We start from the raw sequence: 21,452 nt of genomic DNA, 5'->3' as shown, positions 1-21,452 counted from the left end.
TGGGATCGACTTGGCCGGCTCATGGTCTAGTCTTCCCGTCTGCCGACCCACGACCAAGCGGACCCGATGGACGACCTGTACGAGAGCGACGACGATCCCCCCGTCCCGGAAGGGGGGTTCCTGAGGAGGCTGCCCATCGTCAACCGGCGCGGACTCCACGCCCGGGCCTCGGCGAAGTTCGTGCAGACGGTCGAGCGGTTCGAGTCCACCGTCGCGGTGACCCGCGCGGGCGAGACCGTGGGCGGGCGCTCGATCATGGGGCTTCTCACCCTCGGCGCCGCCATGGGTACCCGGATCGCCGTCACGGCCGTGGGCCGCGACGCGCATTCCTGCCTCGACGCCATCGAGGCCCTGCTGGCCAACCGGTTCGGCGAGGACGAATAGGGCGTCAGGTCGTCAAAGTCTTCTCCGGCCACGTGCACAGGTCCGACACGACGCATCGCCCGCAAGCAGGCTTTCGGGCCGTGCAGGTGTCGCGGCCATGCCGGAACAGCCAGACATGCGCCCCGTCCTTGTAGGAATCCGGGACGAGGGCGGCCAAGCCGTCCGCCACCGCATCGACGGTGCGTCCCGGCGCCAGGGGGATACGGTTCGAGACCCGGAAGACATGGGTATCGACCGCGATGACCTTCTCGCCGAAGGCGAAGTTCGCGGTAACCTCCGCGGATTTCCGCCCGATCCCTGGCAGGCGTCTCAGCTCGACGGCGGTGCGCGGCACCTCGCCCCCATACGTTTCGGCCAGGACCGCGCAAAGCTTCACGATCGCCCGCGTCTTCGACGGGCCGAGGCCCACGGGCCGGACGATGTCGAGGATCGTCCCTTCGCCGAGGGCGAGCAGGGCGGCGGGCGTGGCGGCCCGGGCGAAGAGGGCGTCGGAGACGCGGGCGACGGTGGGCCCGGTCGATTGCGCCGAGAGGAGCACGCTCACCAGCAGGCGGAACGGGTCCTCGACGGCAAGGCCGGCCTTCGGATCAGGGTCGGCCGCGGCGAGACGGGCCATGACCGCCTCGACCCGCCCGGCACCGGACGAATCCCCAGGGTTTTCCCCGACAGAGGGGGAGCGGTTCCGGGTCAGCCCATGAATCGTGTCGTCATGCATCCGGGGCAGGTAGGGCACCCTTGCCCGATCGGCGTCTCCGGCGCGACACCGCGCAGCGGCCTCAGGCGGCGTCCCGGCTCCAGCCCTCGGGCCGCACGCCGAGGAAGGCCCCGACGGGGATCGGCTGGCGTGCCGGCGCAAGGGCCGCCCGCTCCCTGCGGGCTCCCGGCTTGCGGCGGGGGAGGGCAGCAAGCCGCCGACGCAGCGCCGCTCCGACGGCCTCCAGCTTGGCCCGTCCGGGAAGGGCGCGCCCGCGGGGCGGCGCTGCCACGGCATCCCCCAGGCCACCCTGGATCACGGTGAAGCGTCGCGCCATCGTTTGTCCCGTCCTCGTCCGACCCGTCCCGATGGGGGACGATCCCGCGCCCGGAAGGCGCCCACGGCCCCTTGCCTTCAAGGACGATGCCGCGCGTCACCCACCCGGTATGGCGAGGGGATTGTCGGTCAGGGCCGCGGCGTCGGGGGCGTCGAGGCGGGGGCGGCCGAGGAAGGCATCCCACAGCCTGTGGACGAAAGCCGGATCGAGTTCGCTCAGGATCACGACGAGGCGCGAGGTGTGGTCCGGATCGGGCCATGCGGGCAGGGCCATCGGCGCGTGGACCACGTGCTGGACCCCGTGGACCACCAGGGGCCGGTCGGGATCGTCGGCCAGGGCGACGATCCCCTTCAGCCGCAGGATCTTCGGCCCATGCCCGGAGCGCAGGAGATCGAGGAACATCTCGAAGGCCGGACGAGGCACCGGAGCCTCGCTGGTGAGGCAAACGGCCCGGATCGATGCGTCGTGGCGGTTGACGTCGAGACCCGCGGGAGGATCGGCCGCGAGGGCGTCGGCCCCGAGCCAGTCCCGGACATCCGCTCCCTTGCCGTCGAGCCCGAACAACCCGCCGAGCAGCTCTTCCGCCGGGGTCTCGGGGGGCAGCACGGGGGCGGCCGGATTCAGGCTCGCGAGACGCGCGAGCAGGGTCGCGTTCCCTGCCCCGAGGTCCGCCTTCGTCAGGACGAGCCGGTCCGCCACCGCGACCTGACGCACCGCCTCGGGATGGGCGTCGAGGGTGGCCGCGCCGTGGACGGCATCGACCACCGTCACTACCGATTGCAGGCGATACCGCTGAACGAGGTAGGGGTGGTAGATCAGCGCGTGAAGGATCGGGGCCGGATCGGCGAGGCCGGTCGTCTCGATGACGACCCGGCGGAACGGGCCGATCCGACCGTTGTCGCGCTGGCGCAGGAGGTCTTCCAGGGTCGAGATCAGGTCGCCGCGCACGGTGCAGCACAGGCAGCCGGCACCGAGCAGGACCATGTCCTCGTCCACCGTCTCGATGAGAAGGTGGTCGAGGCCGATCTCACCGAACTCGTTGACGATCACCACCGTATCGGACAGCGCCGGATCCTTGAGCCAGCGGTTCAGGAGGGTGGTCTTGCCCGCCCCGAGGAAGCCGGTGAGCACCGTGAGGGGGATCCGCTCCGGGCGGCGGGGGTCGGGCTTGGGCGGGTCGGACAGGGACATCGGCGGTCTTGTATCGGCTTTGCACGCGAAGCCAATCGGGGATGGGCGTCGCGCCGCAATCGTCGCCTCGCCCTGACCGCAGCGGCAAGTCAGGCAATCCCCGAAAAGAGCCTACTCGTCGGCCTTGGCCGCCTTCTTGGCATGGGCCTTTGCGACGGGCTTGGCCGAAGCTTTGGTGGCCGGCGCAGCCTTGGTGGCCGCCTTGTGCGCAGCGGGCTTGGCCTTGGTCAGACCCTTGCCCGGCTTGGCCTCAGGCATGGCCGGCGCGTCGGACGACGTATAGGCGCTCGCCGAATGGGGCAGGGCCGAGCCGGCGGCCGACTTCGTCGTCGTTTTCGCGGCACGGGCCTGGGCAGCGGCCTCCTTGGCAGCCTGCCGCTTGGCCAGGGCCGCCTCGCGCCGGGCCTTGGCCGCCTCGAGCCGCGCATTCCTGACGTTCGCCGCCGCGGCCTGGGCCTCGGCCGCCTGTTGCGCCAGGATCTGCTGGCCCTCGGCTGGGTCCCGCCCGATCCACACGGCGACGGGCTGGAGCGGCGCCCGCGGCGGCAGGGACCGGGCGCGCATGGCGGGGCTGGAAAACGCCGCCAGGGCGAGGGCGGGCGAGTTGGCCGCCGCGCCGCCCAGGAGCTGGGCCGCGCTCGCCCCCGACGCCGTCACGGCACCGGGACCCTCGTCGATCGGGGGGGCCTTCTTGCCGCCGCAGACGTAGGCCCGCATGTCCGGCGGGGCGCCCACGGACGAGGTGGGGAGGGCGTCGAGGGAGGGGCCGCTGCCGTTGTCCTGCGCGAAGCCGTAGTCGAACAGGTCTGCGGTCTTCACGTCACGCTCCCGGGCGCTCGGCTGGCCCATGACGATGGCGATGATTCGGCGCCCGTTGCGGGTTGCCGTCGCCACCACGTTAAAACCGCCGGAACAGATGAAGCCGGTCTTCATGCCGTCGGTGCCGGGATAGCGGCCGAGCAGCCCGTTGTGGTTCGGGATGACCGCACCGCCGAACTGGATCGCCGAGATGGAGAAAAGGTCGCGGTTGTCCGGGAAGTCGCGGATCAAGGCCCGGGCCAACACCGCCATGTCCCGGGCGGAGGTCCATTGCCGGGGATCGGGCAGGCCGTTCGGATTGTACCAGCGGCTGTCCTGCATGCCGATCCGGTGGGCGGCGTCGTTCATCATCGAGGCGAAGCCGTCGACGCTGCCGCCAAGACTCTCGCCGATGGCGAAGGCGACGTCGTTAGCCGACTTCACCATGATGATCTTGAGGGCATTGCCGAGGGTGAGCTGCGTGCCCGGCTTGAAGCCCATCTTCGAGGGCGGCTCGGCGGCGGCGGCAGGGGAGATCGTGATCAGCGTATCCATCGACGCCCGTCCCTGGCGGACGAGATCGAGGGCGACGTAGGTCGTCATCAGCTTGGTGATCGAGGCCGGATACCAGGGATCCGTCGGGGCCTGGGCGTAGACGACCCGGCCGGAATCGACATCCGCCACCAGGATCGGCACCGTGACGGCGCCGGCCGCCCCCGCGAGGCCCGCGAGCAGGGCGACGGCGGCGACGGCGCGGGCCAGGTGACGGCCTATCGTATGATTGAGCATCGGACCTGTCTCGTCGCGGGGCGGCAGCGGCCGCTCGCACCGCAGGAAAACGCGCGTCGAACATGCCTTCAACGCACGCTCCGTGGCGATACGATGGCGGCGGTACCCCCTGTGTGAACCGGGGGGAAGTCCGGACGGCCGGGGTGGGAAGGATGGTCGCGGCAGGAAGACGCGGGGTTGCATCAGCCCGCCGCCGTGGCGCAACAGGGATCTGGCGCCGGAACGGCGCCTTTCAAACCGGATTCGATCAGCGCGCGCCGGCGCGCGACGCGCCGGGGTCGCATGGATACGGGACGAAGGTGGCTTACGCGGTCAAGGAAATCTTCCACACCCTTCAGGGCGAGGGCGCGCAGGCCGGGCGGGCGGCCGTCTTCTGCCGGTTCGCGGGCTGCAATCTCTGGTCGGGGCGGGAGGAAGATCGCGCGGCCGCCGCCTGCCGCTTCTGTGATACGGATTTCGTGGGCATGGACGGCGAGGGCGGCGGGCGCTTCCCCGACGCAGAAGCCCTCGCCGGCGCCATCGCGTCGACCTGGGAAGGGGGCCCGGAGGGACGCTACGTCGTGTTCACGGGGGGCGAGCCCTTGCTGCAACTCGATGCGGTGTTGATCGAGGCTGTCCACCGACGGGGCTTCGAGATCGCCATCGAGACCAACGGCACCTTGCCGGCGCCGCCGGGGATCGACTGGATCTGCGTCAGCCCCAAGGGAAATAATCCCCTCGCCCAGACGAGCGGCGACGAACTGAAACTGGTCTTCCCGCAGGAGGATGCCCGGCCCGAGACCTTCGCCGACCTTCCGTTCCGGCATCGGTTCCTCCAGCCGATGGATGGGGCGCAGGCCGCCGCCCACACCCAGGCGGCCATCGCCTACTGCCGTCGGGACGCCCGGTGGCGCCTCTCGCTGCAGACACACAAGTTGATCGGCATTCCCTGACACCGCCGACGAACGGACGACGCCGACCTTCCGGCGCGCTCCCGCCGCACCGCTTGACAGGTGCGTCGAACAAGCATCATCGCCCGGAACACGATGATGACACACCGAGGTACCGCATGGACGTGATCGAGACGGACATCCCCGATGTGAAGCGCATCATTCCGAAGCGGCACGGGGATGCCAGGGGCTGGTTCTCGGAAACGTTCCGCGTGGACGCCCTGGAGCGGGCCGGCATCGTGGTGCCGTTCGTGCAGGACAACCAGTCGTTCTCCGCGCCGCAGGGAACCGTGCGCGGCCTGCACTTCCAGATCCCGCCGCAGCCCCAAGCGAAGCTGATCCGGGTTCTATCGGGCGCGATTCTCGATATCGCCGTCGACATCCGACCGACCTCGCCGACCTACATGACGTACGTCGCCGTCCGCCTGGATGCCGAAGGGGGAGAGCAGCTCTTCATCCCGCACGGCTTCGCCCACGGTTTCTGCACGCTAACCCCCGACGTGATGGTCGCCTATAAGGTCGATTCCTACTATAGCCCGTCCCATGACCGGGGGATTCTCTGGAACGACCCCGACATCGGCATCGAATGGCCCGTCGGCGAAGACGAGGCTGTCCTGTCGGAAAAGGACAGGAAGGCGCCCCGCCTGCGCGACGCGGGCAAGCTCTTCTAACGGGCGGTTTTCTCGGCTAGAGGCGGGCCATCGCGCGAAAGATTGCACGTCTTAGTGGCGAAGCACCCGAATGCCGCTGTTTCGCCATGCAGAGTGGATTGGGTCAGGCGCCGACTCAATCCGAGAGGGGTATTTATGCGGATCCTCGTTACCGGCGGCTGCGGCTTCATCGGCTCGGCCCTCGTCCTGCATCTAGTGCAGGACCTCGGCCATGAGGTGGCGACGCTCGACGCCCTGACCTACGCCGCCAACCCCATCTCCCTGAAGCCCCTGGAGGCCAGCGGACGCCACCGGCTGATCGAGGCGGATATCTGCGACCGCGACGCCGTGCGGGCCGCCTACCGCGAGTTCCGGCCGCAGGCCGTGATGCATCTGGCGGCCGAGAGCCATGTCGACCGCTCCATCACCGATCCGGGTGCCTTCGTGCGCACCAACGTGATCGGCACGCAGACCATGCTCGACGGCGCGCGGGAACTCTACGAGGGCCTGTCCGGCCAGGAGCGGGACGCCTTCCGCTTCCTCCACGTCTCGACGGACGAGGTCTACGGCTCCCTGCCGCCGGGCGGCTTCTTCACCGAGGACAGCCGCTACGACCCGCGCTCGCCCTACTCGGCGTCGAAGGCCGCCTCCGACCACCTCGCCCGGGCCTGGCACGAGACCTACGGCCTGCCGGTGCTGGTGACGAACTGCTCCAACAACTATGGGCCGCGCCACTTCCCCGAGAAGCTGATCCCGCTGATGATCCTCAACGCCCTGGAGGGGAAGAACCTCCCCGTCTACGGCGACGGCATGAACGAGCGCGACTGGATCCACGTGGAGGACCATGCCGCGGGTCTCGTCGCGGTGCTGGAGCGGGGCCGGATCGGGGAGACGTATCTGCTCGGAGGACGGGCGGTGCGCAACAACCTTGCCGTCGTCCACGGCCTGTGTGCTGCCTTCGACCGGCTGCGCCCGGAGGCCGGGCCGCACGAGCGGCTGATCACCTTCGTCGCCGACCGGCCGGGCCACGACCGGCGCTACGCCATCGACTGCACGAAGGCGGAGACCGAACTCGGCTGGCGCCCGCGCAAGGTGTTCGAGGCGGCCCTGGAAGAGACCGTCGCGTGGTACCTCGCCAACGAGGCATGGTGGCGGCCGATCCGCGAGGGCCGCTATCGCGGTGAGCGCCTGGGGCTCGCCGGCTGATGGAGATCCTCGTCCTCGGCGGCGCGGGCCAGGTCGGCACCGAGCTTCAGGCCCATTCCTGGCCGGAGGGCGTGCGTGTCCACGCGCCCCCGCGGGACGACCTCGACATCACCGATCCCGCCGCCGTCGCGGCGGCCCTGGCCGAGCGGCACTACAGCGTGGTCATCAACACGGCCGCGTACACGGCCGTCGACAAGGCAGAGTCCGACGTGACCGCCGCGTGGCGGCTCAACGCCCTGGCCCCGGCCATCCTCGCCGAACAGACGCGGGCGCGGGGGATTCCCCTGGTCCATGTCTCGACGGATTACGTCTTCGCCGGCACCAAGCCGGAAGGTGCGTACGCCCCCGCCGAGCCCGTCGATCCCCACAGTGTCTACGGCGCCAGCAAGGCCGCCGGCGAATTCGCCGTGCGCACGGCCAACCCGCGCCACGCGATCCTGCGCACGGCCTGGGTCGTGAGCCCCCACCGAGGCAACTTCGTGAAGACGATGCTGCGGCTCTCGGGCGAGCGGGACAGCCTGAGCGTGGTCGACGACCAGCACGGCTGCCCCACCAGCGCGGCGGACCTCGCCGCTGCCCTGGCCACGGTCGCCCTGCGGCTGGCCCAGGATGCCGACGCGCCCGTGGGCACGTTCCACTGCGTCAACGCCGGATCGACCACATGGTGCGGTTTCGCCCGGGCCATCGTCGAGGGGAGCGCCCGCCGGGGCGGCCGGACGGTGCCGGTCCAGGGCATCCCCACCTCCGCCTACCCGACGCCGGCCCGCCGGCCCACGAACTCGCGGCTGTCGACGGACACCCTGACGGCAGCCTACGGCATCGTCCCGCGTCCGTGGGAGGCCGCCCTCGACGACATCCTGGACAGGCTGGTCGGGCCTGCCACCGCGTGAGCGAACGGACCCAAGGAGAACTCCGATGAAGGGCATTATCCTCGCCGGAGGCTCCGGCACCCGGCTGCACCCGGCGACGCTGTCGATCAACAAGCAGCTGCTGCCCGTCTACGACAAGCCAATGATCTATTACCCGGTCTCGGTGCTGATGCTGGCCGGCATCCGCGAGATCCTGATCATCTCGAGCCCTGAGCACCTCGACAACTACAAGCGCCTGTTCGGCACGGGGGAGCAGTTCGGCCTGCACTTCACCTATGCGGTCCAGCCGCGGCCGGAAGGCCTCGCCCAGGCCTTCATCATCGGACGCGACTTCGTGGGCGACGACGACGTGGCGCTGATCCTGGGCGACAACCTGTTCTTCGGCGCCGGCATGGCCGAGCTACTGGCGCGGGCGGTGGCGCGACCGATGGGGGCGACGGTGTTCGCCTATCATGTCGAGAACCCGCAGGCCTACGGCGTGGTCAGCCTCGACGCGACGGGCAAGGCCACAAAGATCGTCGAGAAGCCGGAGAACCCTGAATCGACTTGGGCGGTGACGGGCCTGTACTTCTACGACAACCAAGTGCTCGACATCGCCGCCGACGTGAAGCCCTCGCCCCGCGGGGAGCTCGAGATCACCAGCGTGAACGAGGCCTATCTGGAACGCGGGCAGCTCTTCGTGGAGAAGATGAGCCGCGGCTATGCGTGGCTCGATACCGGAACCCACGACAGCCTGTTGGAAGCCTCCGAGTTCGTGCGGACCATCCAGCACCGCCAGGGGCTACAGGTCGCCTGCCTGGAGGAGATCGCCTACCTCCAGGGCTTCATCGACCGCGACCAGCTTGTGGCCCGAGGCAAGTTGTTCTCCAAGACCGCCTACGGCCGGAACCTGCTCCGCCTCGCCGACGAGCCGAACGCCCGCAGCGAGGCTGCCCTGTGATCGTCTGATTTGGCCTATTTCGGCCCGCAGCCGATGCAGATGCCGCGGGTGATCTTGTCATCGACCTTCTGTTCCTGCGTGCGCTTGCCCCGCGGCTCCCCGGCGGTGGCGGCGCCGGCATCGCCGCCGGCCGGCGGCATCGTCCTGCCGGTGGCGCTGGTGTTGGGAGCGGTCACGGTGCTGGTGGGGCCTCCGCCGGTGCCAGTCGTCGCCTGAGCGAAGGCAGGCGCCGCCGTTCCGGCCCAGAGGGCCAGCGACGCGACGAGGGCGGGGAGGGCGGCAGAACGCATCGGAAAACTCCTTCGCGTCGGTAACGCGATCGTCGCCCCCCGGTTCGATCGTGCGCGACTTTAATTCGGCGCTGCAGCCGACCAAGTTATGTGCTTGCCAATGCAGAGCTTCTCGCGCCTCACCGCCTCCCTTCTCCCCGCGGCGGCCTCGCATCTTGCCGTCTAGTCCGGGTTTCCAGCGGCGCCCCGGCGCCGTATCAGACACCCGACTCGAACCATCCCGCCCGCGCAAACCCCGGAGCCGCCGCCCCCATGCGGGAGCCCAATGCGATCGACTTCTGGCGCGGCTTCGCCCTGATCACGATCTTCATCAACCACATTCCCGGCAACACGTTCGAGCGCTACACTTTTTCGCAGTACGGCATCTCGGACGCGGCCGAGCTGTTCGTGTTCCTGGCCGGGTGGTCGATCGGCATCGCCACGCGGACCCGCGACGGCGAGCCGGAGCCGCGCTGGCGCAGCGTCGTGCGGATGCTGGCGCGGACCGTCGAGGTCTACAGGGCGCAGATCACGGTGATGCTGCTGGCCCTGGCTATCATCGCCGGGGCGGCCCTGCTCCTCGACAACCCGCTCATCCTCGAATGGCACAATGCCGGGAACTTCTTCGCCGATCCGATCCAGTCGGTCTGCGGGATGGCCCTGCTCACCTATCAGCTCGGCTTCTTCAACATCCTGCCGCTCTACGTCGTCCTGATCGGGATCGCCCCCGTGATCGTGCTCATCGGCCGGGCAAGCCGGTGGGCGGTCCTGGCGATCTCCGGGGCGCTCTACGTTGCGAGCCTCGTCTTCGAGTGGAACCTGCCATCCTGGCCCGGCGACGGGACGTGGTTCTTCGATCCGTTCTGCTGGCAGTTGCTCCTGACCCTCGGGTTCGTGCTTCAGGACTGGAACCGCGTCTCGCCTGCGTTCAGGCGGTGGACAAGGCGCCTGATGCCCCTCGGCGTCGTGATCGTCCTCGTGGGGATCACCCTGTCGGTGCTGGAAATCAGGCCGGATCCGTTGACGGTCCCCGAGCCGCGCCTGCTTTTCACCTTCGAGAAGAGTTACCTCACACCGAGCCGATTGGTGCACTTCCTTGGGGTCTTGTTGGCTTTTTCGCCAATCTACGCATTGCTTGCGCCGCGGATTGGCTGGATCGTCGGCTTCCTGTCGGGCCTGGGCAGGAACTCCCTGGCCGTATTCTCGATGGGGTCGCTGCTGAGCCTGATCGGCCAAATCATCCGCTTCCAGACCGGGGGCGGCCTGCTGGTCGATACGGCGGTTGCGGGCTGCGGCCTCGTCGCGTTGGGAATCACCGCATGGTTCGTCGAATGGCGTTCCCGCAGAGCCCCGCGTCCCCGCCCATGAGACCGGCTCGCGATTGGCTCCGCGTCGGCGGCCTTCTCCTGGCCGGCCTCTCGGCGGGAACGCCGGGGCCGGCGATGGCGGACGACGTTCCGACCCCCACGCCGTCCCTCGAATGCCGCGTGCCGGGCTCGCAGCTCTATAGCGTCGCTAGCCTCGCCGCGGCGAAGGCGGCGCTGGAGGAACGCCACATCCTCAGGATCCTGGCGGTGGGTGGCAGTTCGGCGCCCGGCGCCTCCGCCTCCTATCCGGTCAAGCTGGAAGCGGCGCTGGAACAGGCGATGCCGCATGTGGACGTGATCATCGACCACCGCGGCCTGCCGGGGGAGATCGCGTCGGGCGCGGCCGAGCGCCTGCGCTCGCTGGTCGCCGACGTGGAGCCTGACCTCGTCGTCTGGCAGGTGGGCACCCACGATGCCATCGCCCGGGTCGATCCGACCGCCTTCGCCGAGGCCCTCGACGAATCCGTCGCGTGGCTGAAGTCCCACGGGATCGACGTCGTGCTGGTCGATCCGCTCTACACGGCCAGCGTCGCCACCGATGCGGATTACAACCGGATCGTCGACGGGGTCCGGGACGTCGCGACCCGTGAGGGCGTCCCCCTGGTCAGGCGGTTCGAGGCCCTGCGCTACCTCGCGGGCCGCAACGAGAAGGGCGAGGTCCACATCCTCGGCCGTCAGTTCAGGCTGAACGACCTCGGCCTGCGCTGCATGGCCGAGCATGTCGCCCTCACGATTTCTGCCTCCCTGGCGCGGACACCGGCACCGGAGCCGGCCAAAGCGCCGGCCGGGGAAGTCGCCTCGCCTCCGGCATCCGAGCCGGCGAAACCGCCCGCCGCGGTGGTGCCGCCGCCCCCCGGGCCGCCCGACTTAACCGGGCCGCAACGGGCACCGGGTTAGAAGGATCGCCAGGGCCGCCCCTCCGTCGGGCGAGGCTGGAACGTTGTCTCAAGCCGAACCGGCGTCCCCTTCGGCGGAAGATGCTCGAGGAGCGGACCTTGGCGGCCACGATCCTGTCCGCACCGATCCTCGGGCGGCTGAGCCTACTGCGCCAGGGCTTCGGCGGGGGAGCGTCCACCGTCTTTGCCATCCGGATCTCCGCGGCCGGCTTCGCCTATGCCGGGCAGGTCCTCGCCGCCCGGGTGATGGGCTGGGACGCCTACGGGATCTTCGCCACCGTCTGGGTCTGGACCGCCCTGGTCGGCCATACCCTCACCCTCGGCCTCGCGCAGGGCGCCAGCCGCTTCCTGCCGGAGGATCAGGCCCGGGGGGACGCGGACCATGCCCGCGGCTACGTGCGGGCGGGTGCCCTGGTGACGGGGGGCACGGCGCTCGCGGCGGCGGGCCTGGGCCTCGCGCTCCTGTGGCTCGAACCCGGCTTGCTGGGGGCAACATACCGGGCGCCGGCGCTGATCGCCGCGCTCATCCTGCCGGTCTTCGCCATGCAGGATTATTGCGAAGGCATCGCCCGCAGCCAGAATTGGCTCGGGCTCGCCATCGCGCCCCCGTATCTCCTGCGTCAGGCGGCAATGATGGCCTTCCTGGCAGGGGCCATGCTGCTGGGCGCACCGGCCGTGGCAGAGACCGCCATGACCTGCATGTTCGCCGCCGCCCTGGTCTCGACCGTACTCCAGTCCGTGCTCGTTGCCGGCCGCCTGCGCGTGGAACTGCCGCCCGGCCCCCACCGCTATGACTTGCGGCGCTGGTTCGGCGCGACCCTGCCCATCGCCGGGATCGACCTCGCCACCGCGGGCTTCAGCTTCGTGGACGTCATCGTGCTCGGCGCTCTGGCGAGCCCCGCCGAACTCGGCCTCTATTTCGCGGCCACGCGCATCCAGCAGATCGCGGCCTTCGTGCCATACGCGGTCAGCGCCGCCGCCCTCCGGCACTACAGCGCCGCCCAGGCGATGGGCGACCGGAGCCGGCTCCTGGCCCTGGTGCGCCGACAGGGCCGCTTCACGGCCGGCGCGACGGCCTTCGTCGGACTCGGCCTCCTCGCGGGAAGTCCGCTGCTGCTGGCGCTGTTCGGGGCAAACGTCTCAGAGGGGCTGCCTCTGCTCGCCGTCCTCGTGGCCGGGGGCATCGCCGCGAGCCTGTTCGGGCCCTGTGCGGACCTGCTCACGATGTTGGGGGGCGAGCGGATCTGCGCGGCGATCACCGGTGGGGCCGTCGCCGCCGCCGTGCTCCTATGCGTCGCCCTCGTGCCGGTGCTCGGGCCGCTGGGTGCCGCCCTGGCCATGGCCCTGGCCCAGACGGGCCGCGCCGCCGCCCTCTCCCTGGCGGCGAAGAACCTTCACCGGTTGCCGACCCCGGTTTGGGACGCAGCCTGAACCCTCAGGCCGCGGAGCGCCGGTCCACCGCCGGGCGCCCTGCGGCGGCGGCTTCGCGCCCGGCCGCCTGGGCGATCGTCTCGAGGCGCTGGAGCGTCGGGGCGGGCAGCTTCAACAGGACGACGGTGCCGACATTCTCCTCGGACCGGATCCGCAGGGCGCCCCCGTGCAGCTCCGCGGTGGAGCGCGCGATGGCGAGGCCGAGGCCGGACCCCCTGTGGCGGCTCGTGATCTGGGTCTCGACCTTGGTGAAGGGCTGGCCGAGATGGGGGAGGGCGGCCCGCGGGATGCCGATGCCGGTGTCGGCCACGAAGACGTGGACATGCTCCCCCGCCTGCCGGACGCGCACCCCGACCTGACCGCCGGCGCCGGTGAACTTCACCGCATTCTCCAGGATGCCGACGAGGATCCGGTGGATGCCGCGGATGTCGGCCAGGAGTTCGACGCCCGGGCGGACATCCACATGGATCCGCATGTCCTTGCGCGCGGCCTCCGCCGAGACGGCCTCGATGGCGTCGTCCACGGCCTTCCCGGCCGACAGGGCGCGGGGCTTGAGGCGGACCCGCCGCGCTTCGAGGCGGGCCATGTCCAAGATGTCGTCGATCATCGTGAGGAGATGGCCGCCGCTCTGGCGGATGTCCCGGGCGTATTCACCGTAGCGCGGGGTGCCGATCGGCCCCAGGACCTCGTTCTCCATCACGTCGGCGAAGCCGATGATGGCATTGAGCGGTGTGCGCAGCTCGTGGCTCATGTTGGCCAGGAACTCGGATTTCGACCGGTTGGCCGATTCGGCCACCGCCTTCTGGTCGAGGTAGCGTTCCGCGAGGTCGGCCAGCTGCTGGGTCTGGACCTCCAGGGTCCGCCGGGACCGCTTGAGGTCGGTGACCGTCTCGATCAACTCCCGCTCCGAGGCGACCAGTTGCTCCTGCTGGCGCTTCAGGCTGGTGATGTCGGTGCCGACCGAGACATAGCCGCCGTCCCGGGTCCGGCGCTCGCTGATCTGGAGCCAGCGCCCGTCGGCCAGTTCCGCCTCGAAGGTCCGGGCGGTGGCCATGCCGATCTCCGGCGTCTCCCGGCGGATCTGGGGGAGGGCGCCGCGGCTCATGACGTCGATGTAGCGACGACCCGGCTGCGCATCCTCGGCGCTGAGGGCATGCAGGTGCCGGAACTTGGAATTGCACAGGACGAGGCGGTTGCCCTGGTCCCAGAGGACGAAGGCCTCCGAGATCGCCTCGACCGCGTCGCGCAGGCGCATGTCCGCCGCGGCGTTGGTCTCCTCGAGGGCGCGCTGCTGGCTGATGTCCACGGCGATGCCGACGAGGTGGCGGCCGCCGTCGAACCCGTCCGCGACGACCTCGGCGCGGGCGCGCAGCCACACATAAGATCCGTCCGCACCCCGCACGCGGAAGGCGTGATCGACATGGGTCTGATTGGCGGCCACGGCCCGGGCGAGGCTGTAGAGGTCGCCGTCGTCGGGATGGACCAGGGCGTTGACGGTGCCGAACGCCAGGTAGGGTTGCTCCCGGCGGTAGCCGAGGAGCGTGTACATGGAATCGGACCAGTAGATCCGCCCGCGGGCGATATCCCAGTCCCAGAGGCCGCAATCGCTGCGCCTCAGGGCCGTCTCCAGGCGCAGGCGGATCTGCTCGCAGGCCCTGTCCGCCAGGGTCGCCTGCCGGGTCTGCAGCCCATAGGCGACGCCGACGCCGACGATGACGAGGATTGCGGCACCGACCAGCACGATCTGGTCGCGGGTCCGGGCGCCCCAGCCGATCATCAGCGGGTCCACCGGCTGCAGCACAGCGACCTGTCCGCCCCCGTTGGGAAGGTTGTGGACCGCCGCCAGGACGCGCTCGCCCCCCGGAAGGTCGATGAGCACCGCACCGGCCCGCTCCCCGAGGGCCGAGAGCGGCTCGCTCGGGCCGAGGATGTCGGGCAGGGTTTCCATCTCCGCCGGGAGGGGCGGATGCGCCTGGGTGATCCGGGCATTCGGCGCGAGGAGGACGAGGCGGCGGCCTGAATGGCGGCCGTCCTCCGGCAGCAGGACCCGGAGGTCGAGGTGCTGTCCTTCGGCGGAGCGCAGGGCGTGGGCGGCGAGGCGGGCGAACCCCTCCACCTCCGCCTCGGCCCCCGCGATGATTTCGGCCCGCTGCCCGCGAATATGGATCGCCGCCAGGGCGACGAGGCAGGCGAGGAACACCGAGAGCGTGCTTGGCACGGCGTAGCGGAGCCAGCGCTCCGCCCGCTGCAGGCGCGGGTCGCGCCGCCGGACGGGCCAGACCGCCGACAGAGACGAATCCGCACGCGCGGAGAGGGAAGCGGAAACCGCCTCCGGCATGGCCGAACCTCATCCCTCGGAGAATCGATCCGGCCGGGGCGCGAACGCCCTGCGAATCTCGCTGAATACAATCATTTGCGGTGGGTCTTTGTCCACCGCTTTTTTACCATTTCGACTTGACCCGAGGGAGGTGTTGCGGGCCTACACAGAATCGCTTTTGCGCAATTATCTCAACTTGTTAGCCGTCTTTCAGGGTCCGTACTAGGATGTCCGCGACATCCCGGGACAAACCAGGAACGGCCTTGATGCCGTTAAGCATTTCGGCGGCGGCTTGTCGGCGGTTTTTTTCGAGCCGACGCCAGGATCCGAACGCTGTCAGGAGCCGTGCGGCGATCTGCGGGTTAGCCGAATCGAGGGCCTTCACGGTGTCGGCCACGAGGGCGAATCCGGACCCGTCGGCCCGGGCGAACTGGGTCGGGTTGCCCATGCTGAAACTGCCGATCAGCGCCCGGACGCGATTCGGGTTCGTCATCGCGAAGGCCGGATGGCCCTTCAGCGCCGCGATTCGCGCCAGGGTGCCTTCCTCGGGGATCGTCGCCTGGAGAGCGAACCACTTGTCGAGGACGAGGGGCTCGTGGGCGTAGCGCTCGCCGAACGACGCGAGGGCGGCTTCGCGGGCTTCGCCCGGGATCTGGGCGATTGTCGCCAGGGCAGCGAGGCGGTCGGTCATGTTGGTCGCCGCGTCGAGGCGCCGGGTGGCCAGGGCCGCGCCGGCCTGAGGGTCGCCGGCCGCCATCAGGTCGAGGGCGGCGTTGCGCAGGGCCCGCCGGCCCGCGGAGGCCGCATCCGGGCTGTAGGAGGCGCCCTCGGCCGGGGCGAGGGCGGCGTCGATCCGGGTAAGGCGCGGGGCGAGGGCCCTGCCGAGATGGGCGCGCAGGGCGTGCCGTGCCCGGTGGATCGCATCGGGGTCGATGTCGCCTGAGAGCGCGTCGGCGGCTTCGGCTTCCGTCGGGAGGGCCAGGACGAGGGCCGCGAAGGCCGGATCGGCCAGGGCCTCGCCGTCGAGGAAGGTGCCGAGCGCCTCCGCGAAGGCGTCCGTCCGTGCCGCGTCGGGCGCGAGGATCAGGCGCAGGGCCACGTCCTGCGCCGCCTGCCAGCGGTTGAAGGGATCGCTGTCCCGGGCGAGCAACCGGAGGCGCTGCGCGTCGGACAGGGCGAGGTCGAGGCGTACGGGGGCCGAGAAATCCCGCAGCAGCGACGGCACGGGCTCTTCGGTGACGTTCTCGAACACCAGCTCGGCCTCGATCCGGTCGAGGATGAAGACTCCGTCCGCCGCCGAGGCGCAGGTCGCCCCGTCGAGCGGACCGCCGGCCCCGACGAGGCCGAGGGCCACGGGAATGACCAGCGGCGGACCCTCCGTCGGGAGGGCCTGGGCGAGGTGCAGGGTGTAGCGCCTCGCCGCCGCATCGTAGGCGCCCTGGGCCGAGAGACGGGGCGTGCCCGGCCGTTCGTACCAGCGGGCGAAGGCCGACAGGTCACGTCCGGTCACCGTCGCGAAGGCGGCGAGGAAATCCTCGACGGTCGCCGCGCGCCCGTCGTTGTCGGCGAAGTAGCGGTCCATGCCGGCGCGGAAGGCGGCCGGGCCGATGAGGGTGCGCAGCATCCGCACGATCTCGGCGCCTTTGTCGTAGACCGTCGCCGTGTAGAAGTTGTTGATCTCGGCATAGGCGTTGGGCCGCACCGGGTGGCGCAGGGGGCCGGCATCCTCGGGGAACTGGCGGGCGCGCAGGGACCTCACCTCGCCGATCCGGTGCACCGGTCGGGACCGCATGTCGGAGGAGAATTCCTGGTCGCGGAAGACCGTAAGGCCCTCCTTCAGGCAGAGCTGGAACCAGTCCCGGCAGGTGACGCGGTTGCCCGACCAGTTGTGGAAATACTCGTGGGCGATGATCGCCTCGATGTTGGCATAGTCGGCATCCGTCGCCGTCTCCGGGACGGCGAGCACGTATTTGTCGTTAAAGATGTTGAGGCCCTTGTTCTCCATCGCCCCCATGTTGAAGGCGGAGACGGCGACGACGTTGAACACGTCTAGGTCGTAGGCGCGGCCGAAGGCGCGCTCGTCCCACTGCATCGAGCGGATCACGGCGTCGAGGGCATAGCCGGCGCGGTCCTCGCGGCCCGGCTCCACGTAGACGGCACAGGTGACGTCGCGCCCCTCCATGGTGCGGAACGGGGCCTCGACCTTCCCGAGGCGACCGCCGACGACGGCGAACAGGTAGGCCGGCTTCGGATGCGGATCGTGCCAGACGGCGTAGTGACGGTCCTCGCCGACCGGGCCGGCCTCGACGGGGTTGCCGTTGCCGAGGAGGACCGGCGCCTCCTCCCGCCGGGCTTCGATGCGGGTGGTGTAGACCGCCATCACGTCCGGCCGGTCGAGGAAGTAGGTGATGCGGCGGAACCCGTCCGCCTCGCACTGGGTGCAGTAGACCCCGTCGGTCCGGTACAGGCCCATAAGCTTGGTGTTGGCGGTGGGGTCGACCTCCGTGACGACCCGCAGCATGAAGGGGCGCCGGGGCGGCCTGTGCAGCGTGAGGCCGGAGGCATCGACCGCATAGTCCGCGCCGGGGACGGGCGCCCCGTCGAGATCCAGGCCGACCAGGGTGAGGTCGTCGCCGTCGAGATGCAGGGGCCCATCGGGAGCGCCGGCCGGGTTCGGCCGGAGCGCAAGGTCCGCCGTGATCCGCGTGGCATGCGGATCGAGGACGATGTCGAGGTTCACCCGATCGATCAGGAAGGCGCTCGGGCGGTAATCCTCCAGGCGGATCAGCGGCGGCGTCTCTGTTCGCATGCGGGTCACTCCGGGTGAGGGTTCCGCCCCCGTTCTGGCCCCTCGGGGCGCCTCGCGCAACGCGTGGGCGATCCGTCCCCCTCTGCGCGGTTCCGCCGACCTTCGGCTGTGGATGTCACAGCTTTGCCGGGGACCCGGGAGGCCGTTCCGGCGTTGGCCGGCTCAAAGGGTGTGAGTGCGGACAGGGCATGGCCAATTCACGGGTGCGGCGTAAGGCGGCGGAACGCGGCCAGGAGGACGTGCCGCTCGTGCCGACGGGGGCCCTCGCGGTCGCCCTCATCGGCCTCACGGACGAAGCGGCCCCGGTGATCCACGTCGCCCGCGATGGGCGGCGTCTCGATGAACTCGCCGCGACCCTGCGCGTGCTGCGGCCCAGCCTCGCCGTCGGCATATTCCCCGAATGGGATTGTCTCCCCTTCGACCACGCCTCGCCGTCGCGGGCGACGATGGGCGCCCGCACCTCCCTGCTGCGCTGGCTGACGGGCAGCGAGGGTTGCCCCGCGATCATCCTAACCACCGGCCCGGCGCTGGTCCAGCGGGTGCCACCGCCCGAAACCTGGGATGGGGCGCGGGTCGCCTTCGCCGTCGGCGATACGATCGACCTCGCCGCGGTGACGGCCGAGTTGCAGCGGCTTGGCTACGTCCTTGACGAGCGGGTGGATGAGCCCGGCGAGGTCGCCGTCCGCGGCCGGACCCTGGAGGTGTTCCCGGCCGCCGCGCCGCGTCCCTGCCGCGTCGAGCACGAGAACGGCCGCGTCACCGCCATCCGTTCCTACGATCCCCTGACGCAGCGTTCCGTGGCGGAGACCCGCGACCTGCTGGTCGATCCGGCCACGGAGATCCTGCTGGCGCCGGGCTCGGAACACAGGCTCGTGCCGTTCACCGGCCAGGAGCATGGCTTGCCGCGCTTCTACAGGCGCCTCGTGACCCTCCTCGACTACGTTCCCGATGGGCGGCTCGTGGTCGAAGAAGGCGCAGACGGGCGACTCGGTGCGTTCTTCGAACAGGTGGCCGAAGGCCGGGAGACCGCGACCGGCGGACGCCGCCCTGGCCGGCGCAGCGCCAATGCCGCCGAGGGCCTCTACCTCTCGCCGGAGGAATGGGCGCGACTTTCCGAGGAGAAGGCCCTGGCGAGTGCCACCGAGACGGCCGCCGACGACGCGGCTGTCCCGGTCTTCGCCCGGGACAATCGCCCCGGCGCCGCCCTGACGAAGTTCCTGCGCGAGCGGTTGAAGGCGGGGGACCGAATCGTCCTCGCCGGTCCAAAATCGCCCCTGCGCCGCCTCGTGCGCCGGTCGTCGGACGCCGCGGGCTCACCGATCCGTCTGATCGATGCCTGGTCCGAGGCGGAAGAGGCGAAGCCCGGCTCCATCCTCGCCTTCGAGGCTCCCCTGGCGGCAGGCTTCCGCCTGTCGGGCGTGACCGTGATCACCGCCGCGGACCTACTCGGCCCCTCCGCGGCGCCGGCGGGCGTGTCGGGCCCGTCCCTGCCCCTCGGCGATGTCGAATTGAGGCCCGGCGACGTGGCCGTGGACCGGGATCGGGGACTCTGCGTGTTCGAGGGGCTGGAGAAGCTCTCCGGACCGGATGCGGCGGGGGGTGTCGCCACGGAAGCCCTGCGCCTGCGCTTCGCCGACGACGCGGTGCTGATGGTGCCGGTCGATCAGGCGGAGCGGATCTGGCGCTACGGCTCCGAACCCGACGCGGTGACCCTCGACAAGCTCGACGGCAACACTTGGGCGAAGCGGCGCCTCGAGGCGGAGGCGACCCTGGCCCGCACCGCCCGCACCCTGTTGCAAGTCGCCACCGATCGCCGGGAGGCCGGCGCCACGCCCCTCGTGCCGCCCGCCCGGGAACTGGAGCGGTTCGCGGCGGGCTTCGGCTTCTCCCCCACCGCCGATCAGGCCCAGGCCGTCGAGGCGATTTTGGCCGACCTCGCCTCCGGGCAGCCGATGGATCGCCTCGTCTGCGGCGATGTCGGCTTCGGCAAGACAGAGATCGCCCTGCGGGCCCTGGCCGCCGCCATCTTCGCCGGGAAGCAGGCGGTGCTGATCGCCCCGACCACGGTTCTCGCGCGCCAGCACGCGGCGACCCTGGAACGCCGCTTCGCCCGGTTCGGCATCGCCATCGGCCATCTCTCCCGCCTCGTATCGCCGGCCGAGGCCAAACGGGTCCGGCAGGGGCTATCGGACGGCTCCATCCGCCTCGCGGTCGGCACCCACGCCCTGGCCGGAAAGGGTGTCGCCTATGCCGACCTCGGGCTCACGGTCATCGACGAGGAGCAACGCTTCGGCGCGAAGATGAAGGCGGATCTCCGCCGCCTCGCGGCGGGGGGCCACGTCCTCACCCTCACCGCGACGCCGATCCCCCGCACCCTGCAATCGGCTTTGGTCGGGCTGCAGAGCCTCAGCATCCTGGCGACGCCGCCGGCCCTCCGCCAGCCGGTGCGGACGGTGGTGACCGCCTACGACGACGAGACGATCCGCGAGGCCCTGGTGCGCGAGCATCGCCGGGGCGGGCAGAGCTTCGTGGTGTGCCCGCGGATCGAAGACATCGCGCCCCTGCGCGACCGGATCGCCAAGCTCGTGCCCGACCTCGACATCGCCGTCGCCCACGGCGAGCTGAAGGCCGCCGAGATGGACGAAACGATGGTCCGTTTCGCCGACGGCACGGGGGATGTGCTGCTCGCCACGGCCATCATCGAGAGCGGCCTCGACGTGCCGCGGGCCAACACGATGCTGGTCTGGGACGCGGCCCGCTTCGGTCTGGCACAGCTGCACCAGCTGCGCGGGCGGGTCGGGCGCGGCCAGCGCCGGGGCGTGGTCTACCTCCTCGGCGACCCAAAGGCGCCCCCCAATCCCGCCGCCGAGCAGCGCCTGCGCGCCCTGGAGGCCATGGACCGCCTCGGCGCGGGCTTCGCCATCAGCGCCCGGGATCTTGATCTGCGCGGGGCCGGCGATCTGGTGGGGGAGGATCAGGCGGGCCACGCCAAGCTCGTTGGGCTCGGCCTCTACCGCCACCTGCTCGAACTCGCGCTGATGGAAGCCAAAGGTCAGCCGGCCGAGGATTGGACGCCGGAGATCGGCCTCGGGCTCGCGGCGACGATCCCGGATTCATACGTGCCAGAACCGGAAATCCGCCTCGACCTTTACACCCGCGTCCTCCGCCTGCGGGAGGCGGAGGCCATCGAGGCCCTGGCGGCGGAGGTGGAGGATCGGTTCGGCGCGCCGCCGGAACCCGTCGCGGCGCTGTTCGCCCTCGGGCGGCTGCGGGCCGCCTGCCGCCAGCTCGGCATCGCCCGGTTGAACGGCGGCCCTCAGGGCATCGCCGCCGATTTCCGCGCCGGTCGCCGCCCCGGTCCGATGGCGGCGGCGGACGACCTCGTCTTTAAGGAGAACCGCGTCGTCCTGCGCCGGCCGACCGACGATGCGGCGGCCCGGGCGGATCTCGCCGCGGACCTTCTGGAGCGCATCCGGGAGGCGCGGGAACGGTCGCGGTAGCGCTTTAGCCGTCGTTCCGGGCGCCGCCGACGGCGACGATCCCGGAACGACGGAATAGTTCGTGAGGAGCGATGCG

Annotated in this window: 17 protein-coding genes; 10 read left to right on the top strand and 7 right to left on the bottom strand. The window is 70.6% G+C overall.

The genetic code is table 11. The features are described 5' to 3' along the window. The first annotated feature begins 66 nt into the window (after positions 1–66). Positions 67–384: an HPr family phosphocarrier protein gene (locus tag MFF22_RS22165; protein WP_238252779.1), complete on the top strand. Its 318-nt coding sequence runs from the start codon at positions 67–69 to the stop codon at positions 382–384. A gap of 4 nt (positions 385–388) precedes the next feature. Here the strand turns inward: MFF22_RS22165 and MFF22_RS22160 are convergent, their stop codons facing one another. The 4 genes from MFF22_RS22160 to MFF22_RS22145 form a co-directional block, all read right to left on the bottom strand. Next, entirely contained in the window at positions 389–1,000 is a 612-nt protein-coding gene (locus MFF22_RS22160; protein ID WP_238252778.1) for an endonuclease III domain-containing protein, read from the bottom strand. Between the two features lie 160 nt (positions 1,001–1,160). Further along, a complete protein-coding gene (locus tag MFF22_RS22155; RefSeq protein ID WP_238252777.1) occupies positions 1,161–1,415 on the bottom strand; it encodes a hypothetical protein in 255 nt (84 codons plus the stop codon). 96 nt (positions 1,416–1,511) lie between these two features. Beyond that, on the bottom strand, positions 1,512–2,606 hold the full coding sequence (locus tag MFF22_RS22150) for a CobW family GTP-binding protein (protein WP_238252776.1): 1,095 nt from the start codon (positions 2,604–2,606) through the stop codon (positions 1,512–1,514). A gap of 111 nt (positions 2,607–2,717) precedes the next feature. Further along, positions 2,718–4,193 carry a D-alanyl-D-alanine carboxypeptidase family protein gene (locus MFF22_RS22145; protein WP_238252774.1) on the bottom strand — a complete coding sequence of 492 codons (1,476 nt, stop codon included), beginning with the start codon at positions 4,191–4,193 and terminating at the stop codon, positions 2,718–2,720. A gap of 299 nt (positions 4,194–4,492) precedes the next feature. Here MFF22_RS22145 and queE point away from each other — a divergent pair, with 299 nt between their 5' ends. The 5 genes from queE to rfbA all read left to right on the top strand — a co-directional run bounded on the left by queE (position 4,493) and on the right by rfbA (position 8,787). Further along, positions 4,493–5,125: a 7-carboxy-7-deazaguanine synthase gene (gene queE, locus MFF22_RS22140; protein WP_238252773.1), complete on the top strand. Its 633-nt coding sequence runs from the start codon at positions 4,493–4,495 to the stop codon at positions 5,123–5,125. 116 nt (positions 5,126–5,241) lie between these two features. Continuing rightward, positions 5,242–5,793 carry a dTDP-4-dehydrorhamnose 3,5-epimerase gene (gene rfbC, locus MFF22_RS22135; RefSeq protein ID WP_238252772.1) on the top strand — a complete coding sequence of 184 codons (552 nt, stop codon included), beginning with the start codon at positions 5,242–5,244 and terminating at the stop codon, positions 5,791–5,793. Between the two features lie 135 nt (positions 5,794–5,928). Then, positions 5,929–6,978 (top strand): dTDP-glucose 4,6-dehydratase, encoded by a 1,050-nt coding sequence (rfbB, locus tag MFF22_RS22130; protein ID WP_238252771.1) that lies wholly within the window; start codon positions 5,929–5,931, stop codon positions 6,976–6,978. Next, the gene (gene rfbD, locus MFF22_RS22125; protein WP_238252770.1) at positions 6,978–7,868 is read left to right on the top strand and encodes a dTDP-4-dehydrorhamnose reductase; all 891 of its coding nucleotides are present in this window, start codon (positions 6,978–6,980) and stop codon (positions 7,866–7,868) included. Before rfbB ends, rfbD begins: the two co-directional genes overlap by 1 nt. A 25-nt stretch (positions 7,869–7,893) precedes the next feature. Next, positions 7,894–8,787: a glucose-1-phosphate thymidylyltransferase RfbA gene (gene rfbA, locus MFF22_RS22120; protein WP_238252769.1), complete on the top strand. Its 894-nt coding sequence runs from the start codon at positions 7,894–7,896 to the stop codon at positions 8,785–8,787. Between the two features lie 14 nt (positions 8,788–8,801). On the opposite strand, the gene MFF22_RS22115 is transcribed toward rfbA, so the two are convergent. After that, positions 8,802–9,077, bottom strand: a complete 276-nt coding sequence (locus MFF22_RS22115; RefSeq protein ID WP_238252768.1) for a hypothetical protein — start codon at positions 9,075–9,077, stop codon at positions 8,802–8,804. A 252-nt stretch (positions 9,078–9,329) separates the two neighbouring features. Here MFF22_RS22115 and MFF22_RS22110 point away from each other — a divergent pair, with 252 nt between their 5' ends. From MFF22_RS22110 to MFF22_RS22100, 3 genes are all read left to right on the top strand, one after another. Next, on the top strand, positions 9,330–10,424 hold the full coding sequence (locus tag MFF22_RS22110; RefSeq protein ID WP_238252767.1) for an OpgC family protein: 1,095 nt from the start codon (positions 9,330–9,332) through the stop codon (positions 10,422–10,424). After that, entirely contained in the window at positions 10,421–11,320 is a 900-nt protein-coding gene (locus MFF22_RS22105) for an SGNH/GDSL hydrolase family protein (RefSeq protein WP_370877615.1), read from the top strand. The genes MFF22_RS22110 and MFF22_RS22105 overlap by 4 nt, the downstream gene beginning before the upstream one ends. A 98-nt stretch (positions 11,321–11,418) precedes the next feature. Next, the gene (locus MFF22_RS22100; RefSeq protein ID WP_238252765.1) at positions 11,419–12,750 is read left to right on the top strand and encodes a lipopolysaccharide biosynthesis protein; all 1,332 of its coding nucleotides are present in this window, start codon (positions 11,419–11,421) and stop codon (positions 12,748–12,750) included. Between the two features lie 4 nt (positions 12,751–12,754). Here the strand turns inward: MFF22_RS22100 and MFF22_RS22095 are convergent, their stop codons facing one another. Next, entirely contained in the window at positions 12,755–15,088 is a 2,334-nt protein-coding gene (locus MFF22_RS22095; protein ID WP_238252763.1) for a sensor histidine kinase, read from the bottom strand. Between the two features lie 178 nt (positions 15,089–15,266). Further along, positions 15,267–17,876, bottom strand: coding sequence for an aminopeptidase N (gene pepN, locus MFF22_RS22090; protein WP_238252761.1), 2,610 nt, complete (start codon positions 17,874–17,876; stop codon positions 15,267–15,269). Between the two features lie 188 nt (positions 17,877–18,064). On the opposite strand from pepN, the gene MFF22_RS22085 reads away from it, so the two are divergent. Beyond that, a complete protein-coding gene (locus tag MFF22_RS22085; protein WP_238252759.1) occupies positions 18,065–21,376 on the top strand; it encodes a TRCF domain-containing protein in 3,312 nt (1,103 codons plus the stop codon). The last annotated feature ends 76 nt before the right edge of the window (positions 21,377–21,452 follow it).

The sequence above is a fragment of the Methylobacterium persicinum genome (genome assembly GCF_022179525.1).
In the GTDB taxonomy this organism is placed as follows: Bacteria; Pseudomonadota; Alphaproteobacteria; order Rhizobiales; family Beijerinckiaceae; genus Methylobacterium; species Methylobacterium persicinum.
This window is presented reverse-complemented; position numbering and strand designations above follow the sequence as displayed.

Bases quoted from the DNA above. Each gene is read 5' to 3' on its own strand.
- MFF22_RS22165 (WP_238252779.1), top strand. From the start codon at position 67: ATGGACGACCTGTACGAGAGCGACGACGATCCCCCCGTCCCGGAAGGG.
- MFF22_RS22160 (WP_238252778.1), bottom strand. From the start codon at position 1,000: ATGGCCCGTCTCGCCGCGGCCGACCCTGATCCGAAGGCCGGCCTTGCC.
- MFF22_RS22155 (WP_238252777.1), bottom strand. From the start codon at position 1,415: ATGGCGCGACGCTTCACCGTGATCCAGGGTGGCCTGGGGGATGCCGTG.
- MFF22_RS22150 (WP_238252776.1), bottom strand. From the start codon at position 2,606: ATGTCCCTGTCCGACCCGCCCAAGCCCGACCCCCGCCGCCCGGAGCGG.
- MFF22_RS22145 (WP_238252774.1), bottom strand. From the start codon at position 4,193: ATGCTCAATCATACGATAGGCCGTCACCTGGCCCGCGCCGTCGCCGCC.
- rfbC (WP_238252772.1), top strand. From the start codon at position 5,242: ATGGACGTGATCGAGACGGACATCCCCGATGTGAAGCGCATCATTCCG.
- rfbB (WP_238252771.1), top strand. From the start codon at position 5,929: ATGCGGATCCTCGTTACCGGCGGCTGCGGCTTCATCGGCTCGGCCCTC.
- rfbD (WP_238252770.1), top strand. From the start codon at position 6,978: ATGGAGATCCTCGTCCTCGGCGGCGCGGGCCAGGTCGGCACCGAGCTT.
- rfbA (WP_238252769.1), top strand. From the start codon at position 7,894: ATGAAGGGCATTATCCTCGCCGGAGGCTCCGGCACCCGGCTGCACCCG.
- MFF22_RS22115 (WP_238252768.1), bottom strand. From the start codon at position 9,077: ATGCGTTCTGCCGCCCTCCCCGCCCTCGTCGCGTCGCTGGCCCTCTGG.
- MFF22_RS22110 (WP_238252767.1), top strand. From the start codon at position 9,330: ATGCGGGAGCCCAATGCGATCGACTTCTGGCGCGGCTTCGCCCTGATC.
- MFF22_RS22105 (WP_370877615.1), top strand. From the start codon at position 10,421: ATGAGACCGGCTCGCGATTGGCTCCGCGTCGGCGGCCTTCTCCTGGCC.
- MFF22_RS22095 (WP_238252763.1), bottom strand. From the start codon at position 15,088: ATGCCGGAGGCGGTTTCCGCTTCCCTCTCCGCGCGTGCGGATTCGTCT.
- pepN (WP_238252761.1), bottom strand. From the start codon at position 17,876: ATGCGAACAGAGACGCCGCCGCTGATCCGCCTGGAGGATTACCGCCCG.
- MFF22_RS22085 (WP_238252759.1), top strand. From the start codon at position 18,065: ATGGCCAATTCACGGGTGCGGCGTAAGGCGGCGGAACGCGGCCAGGAG.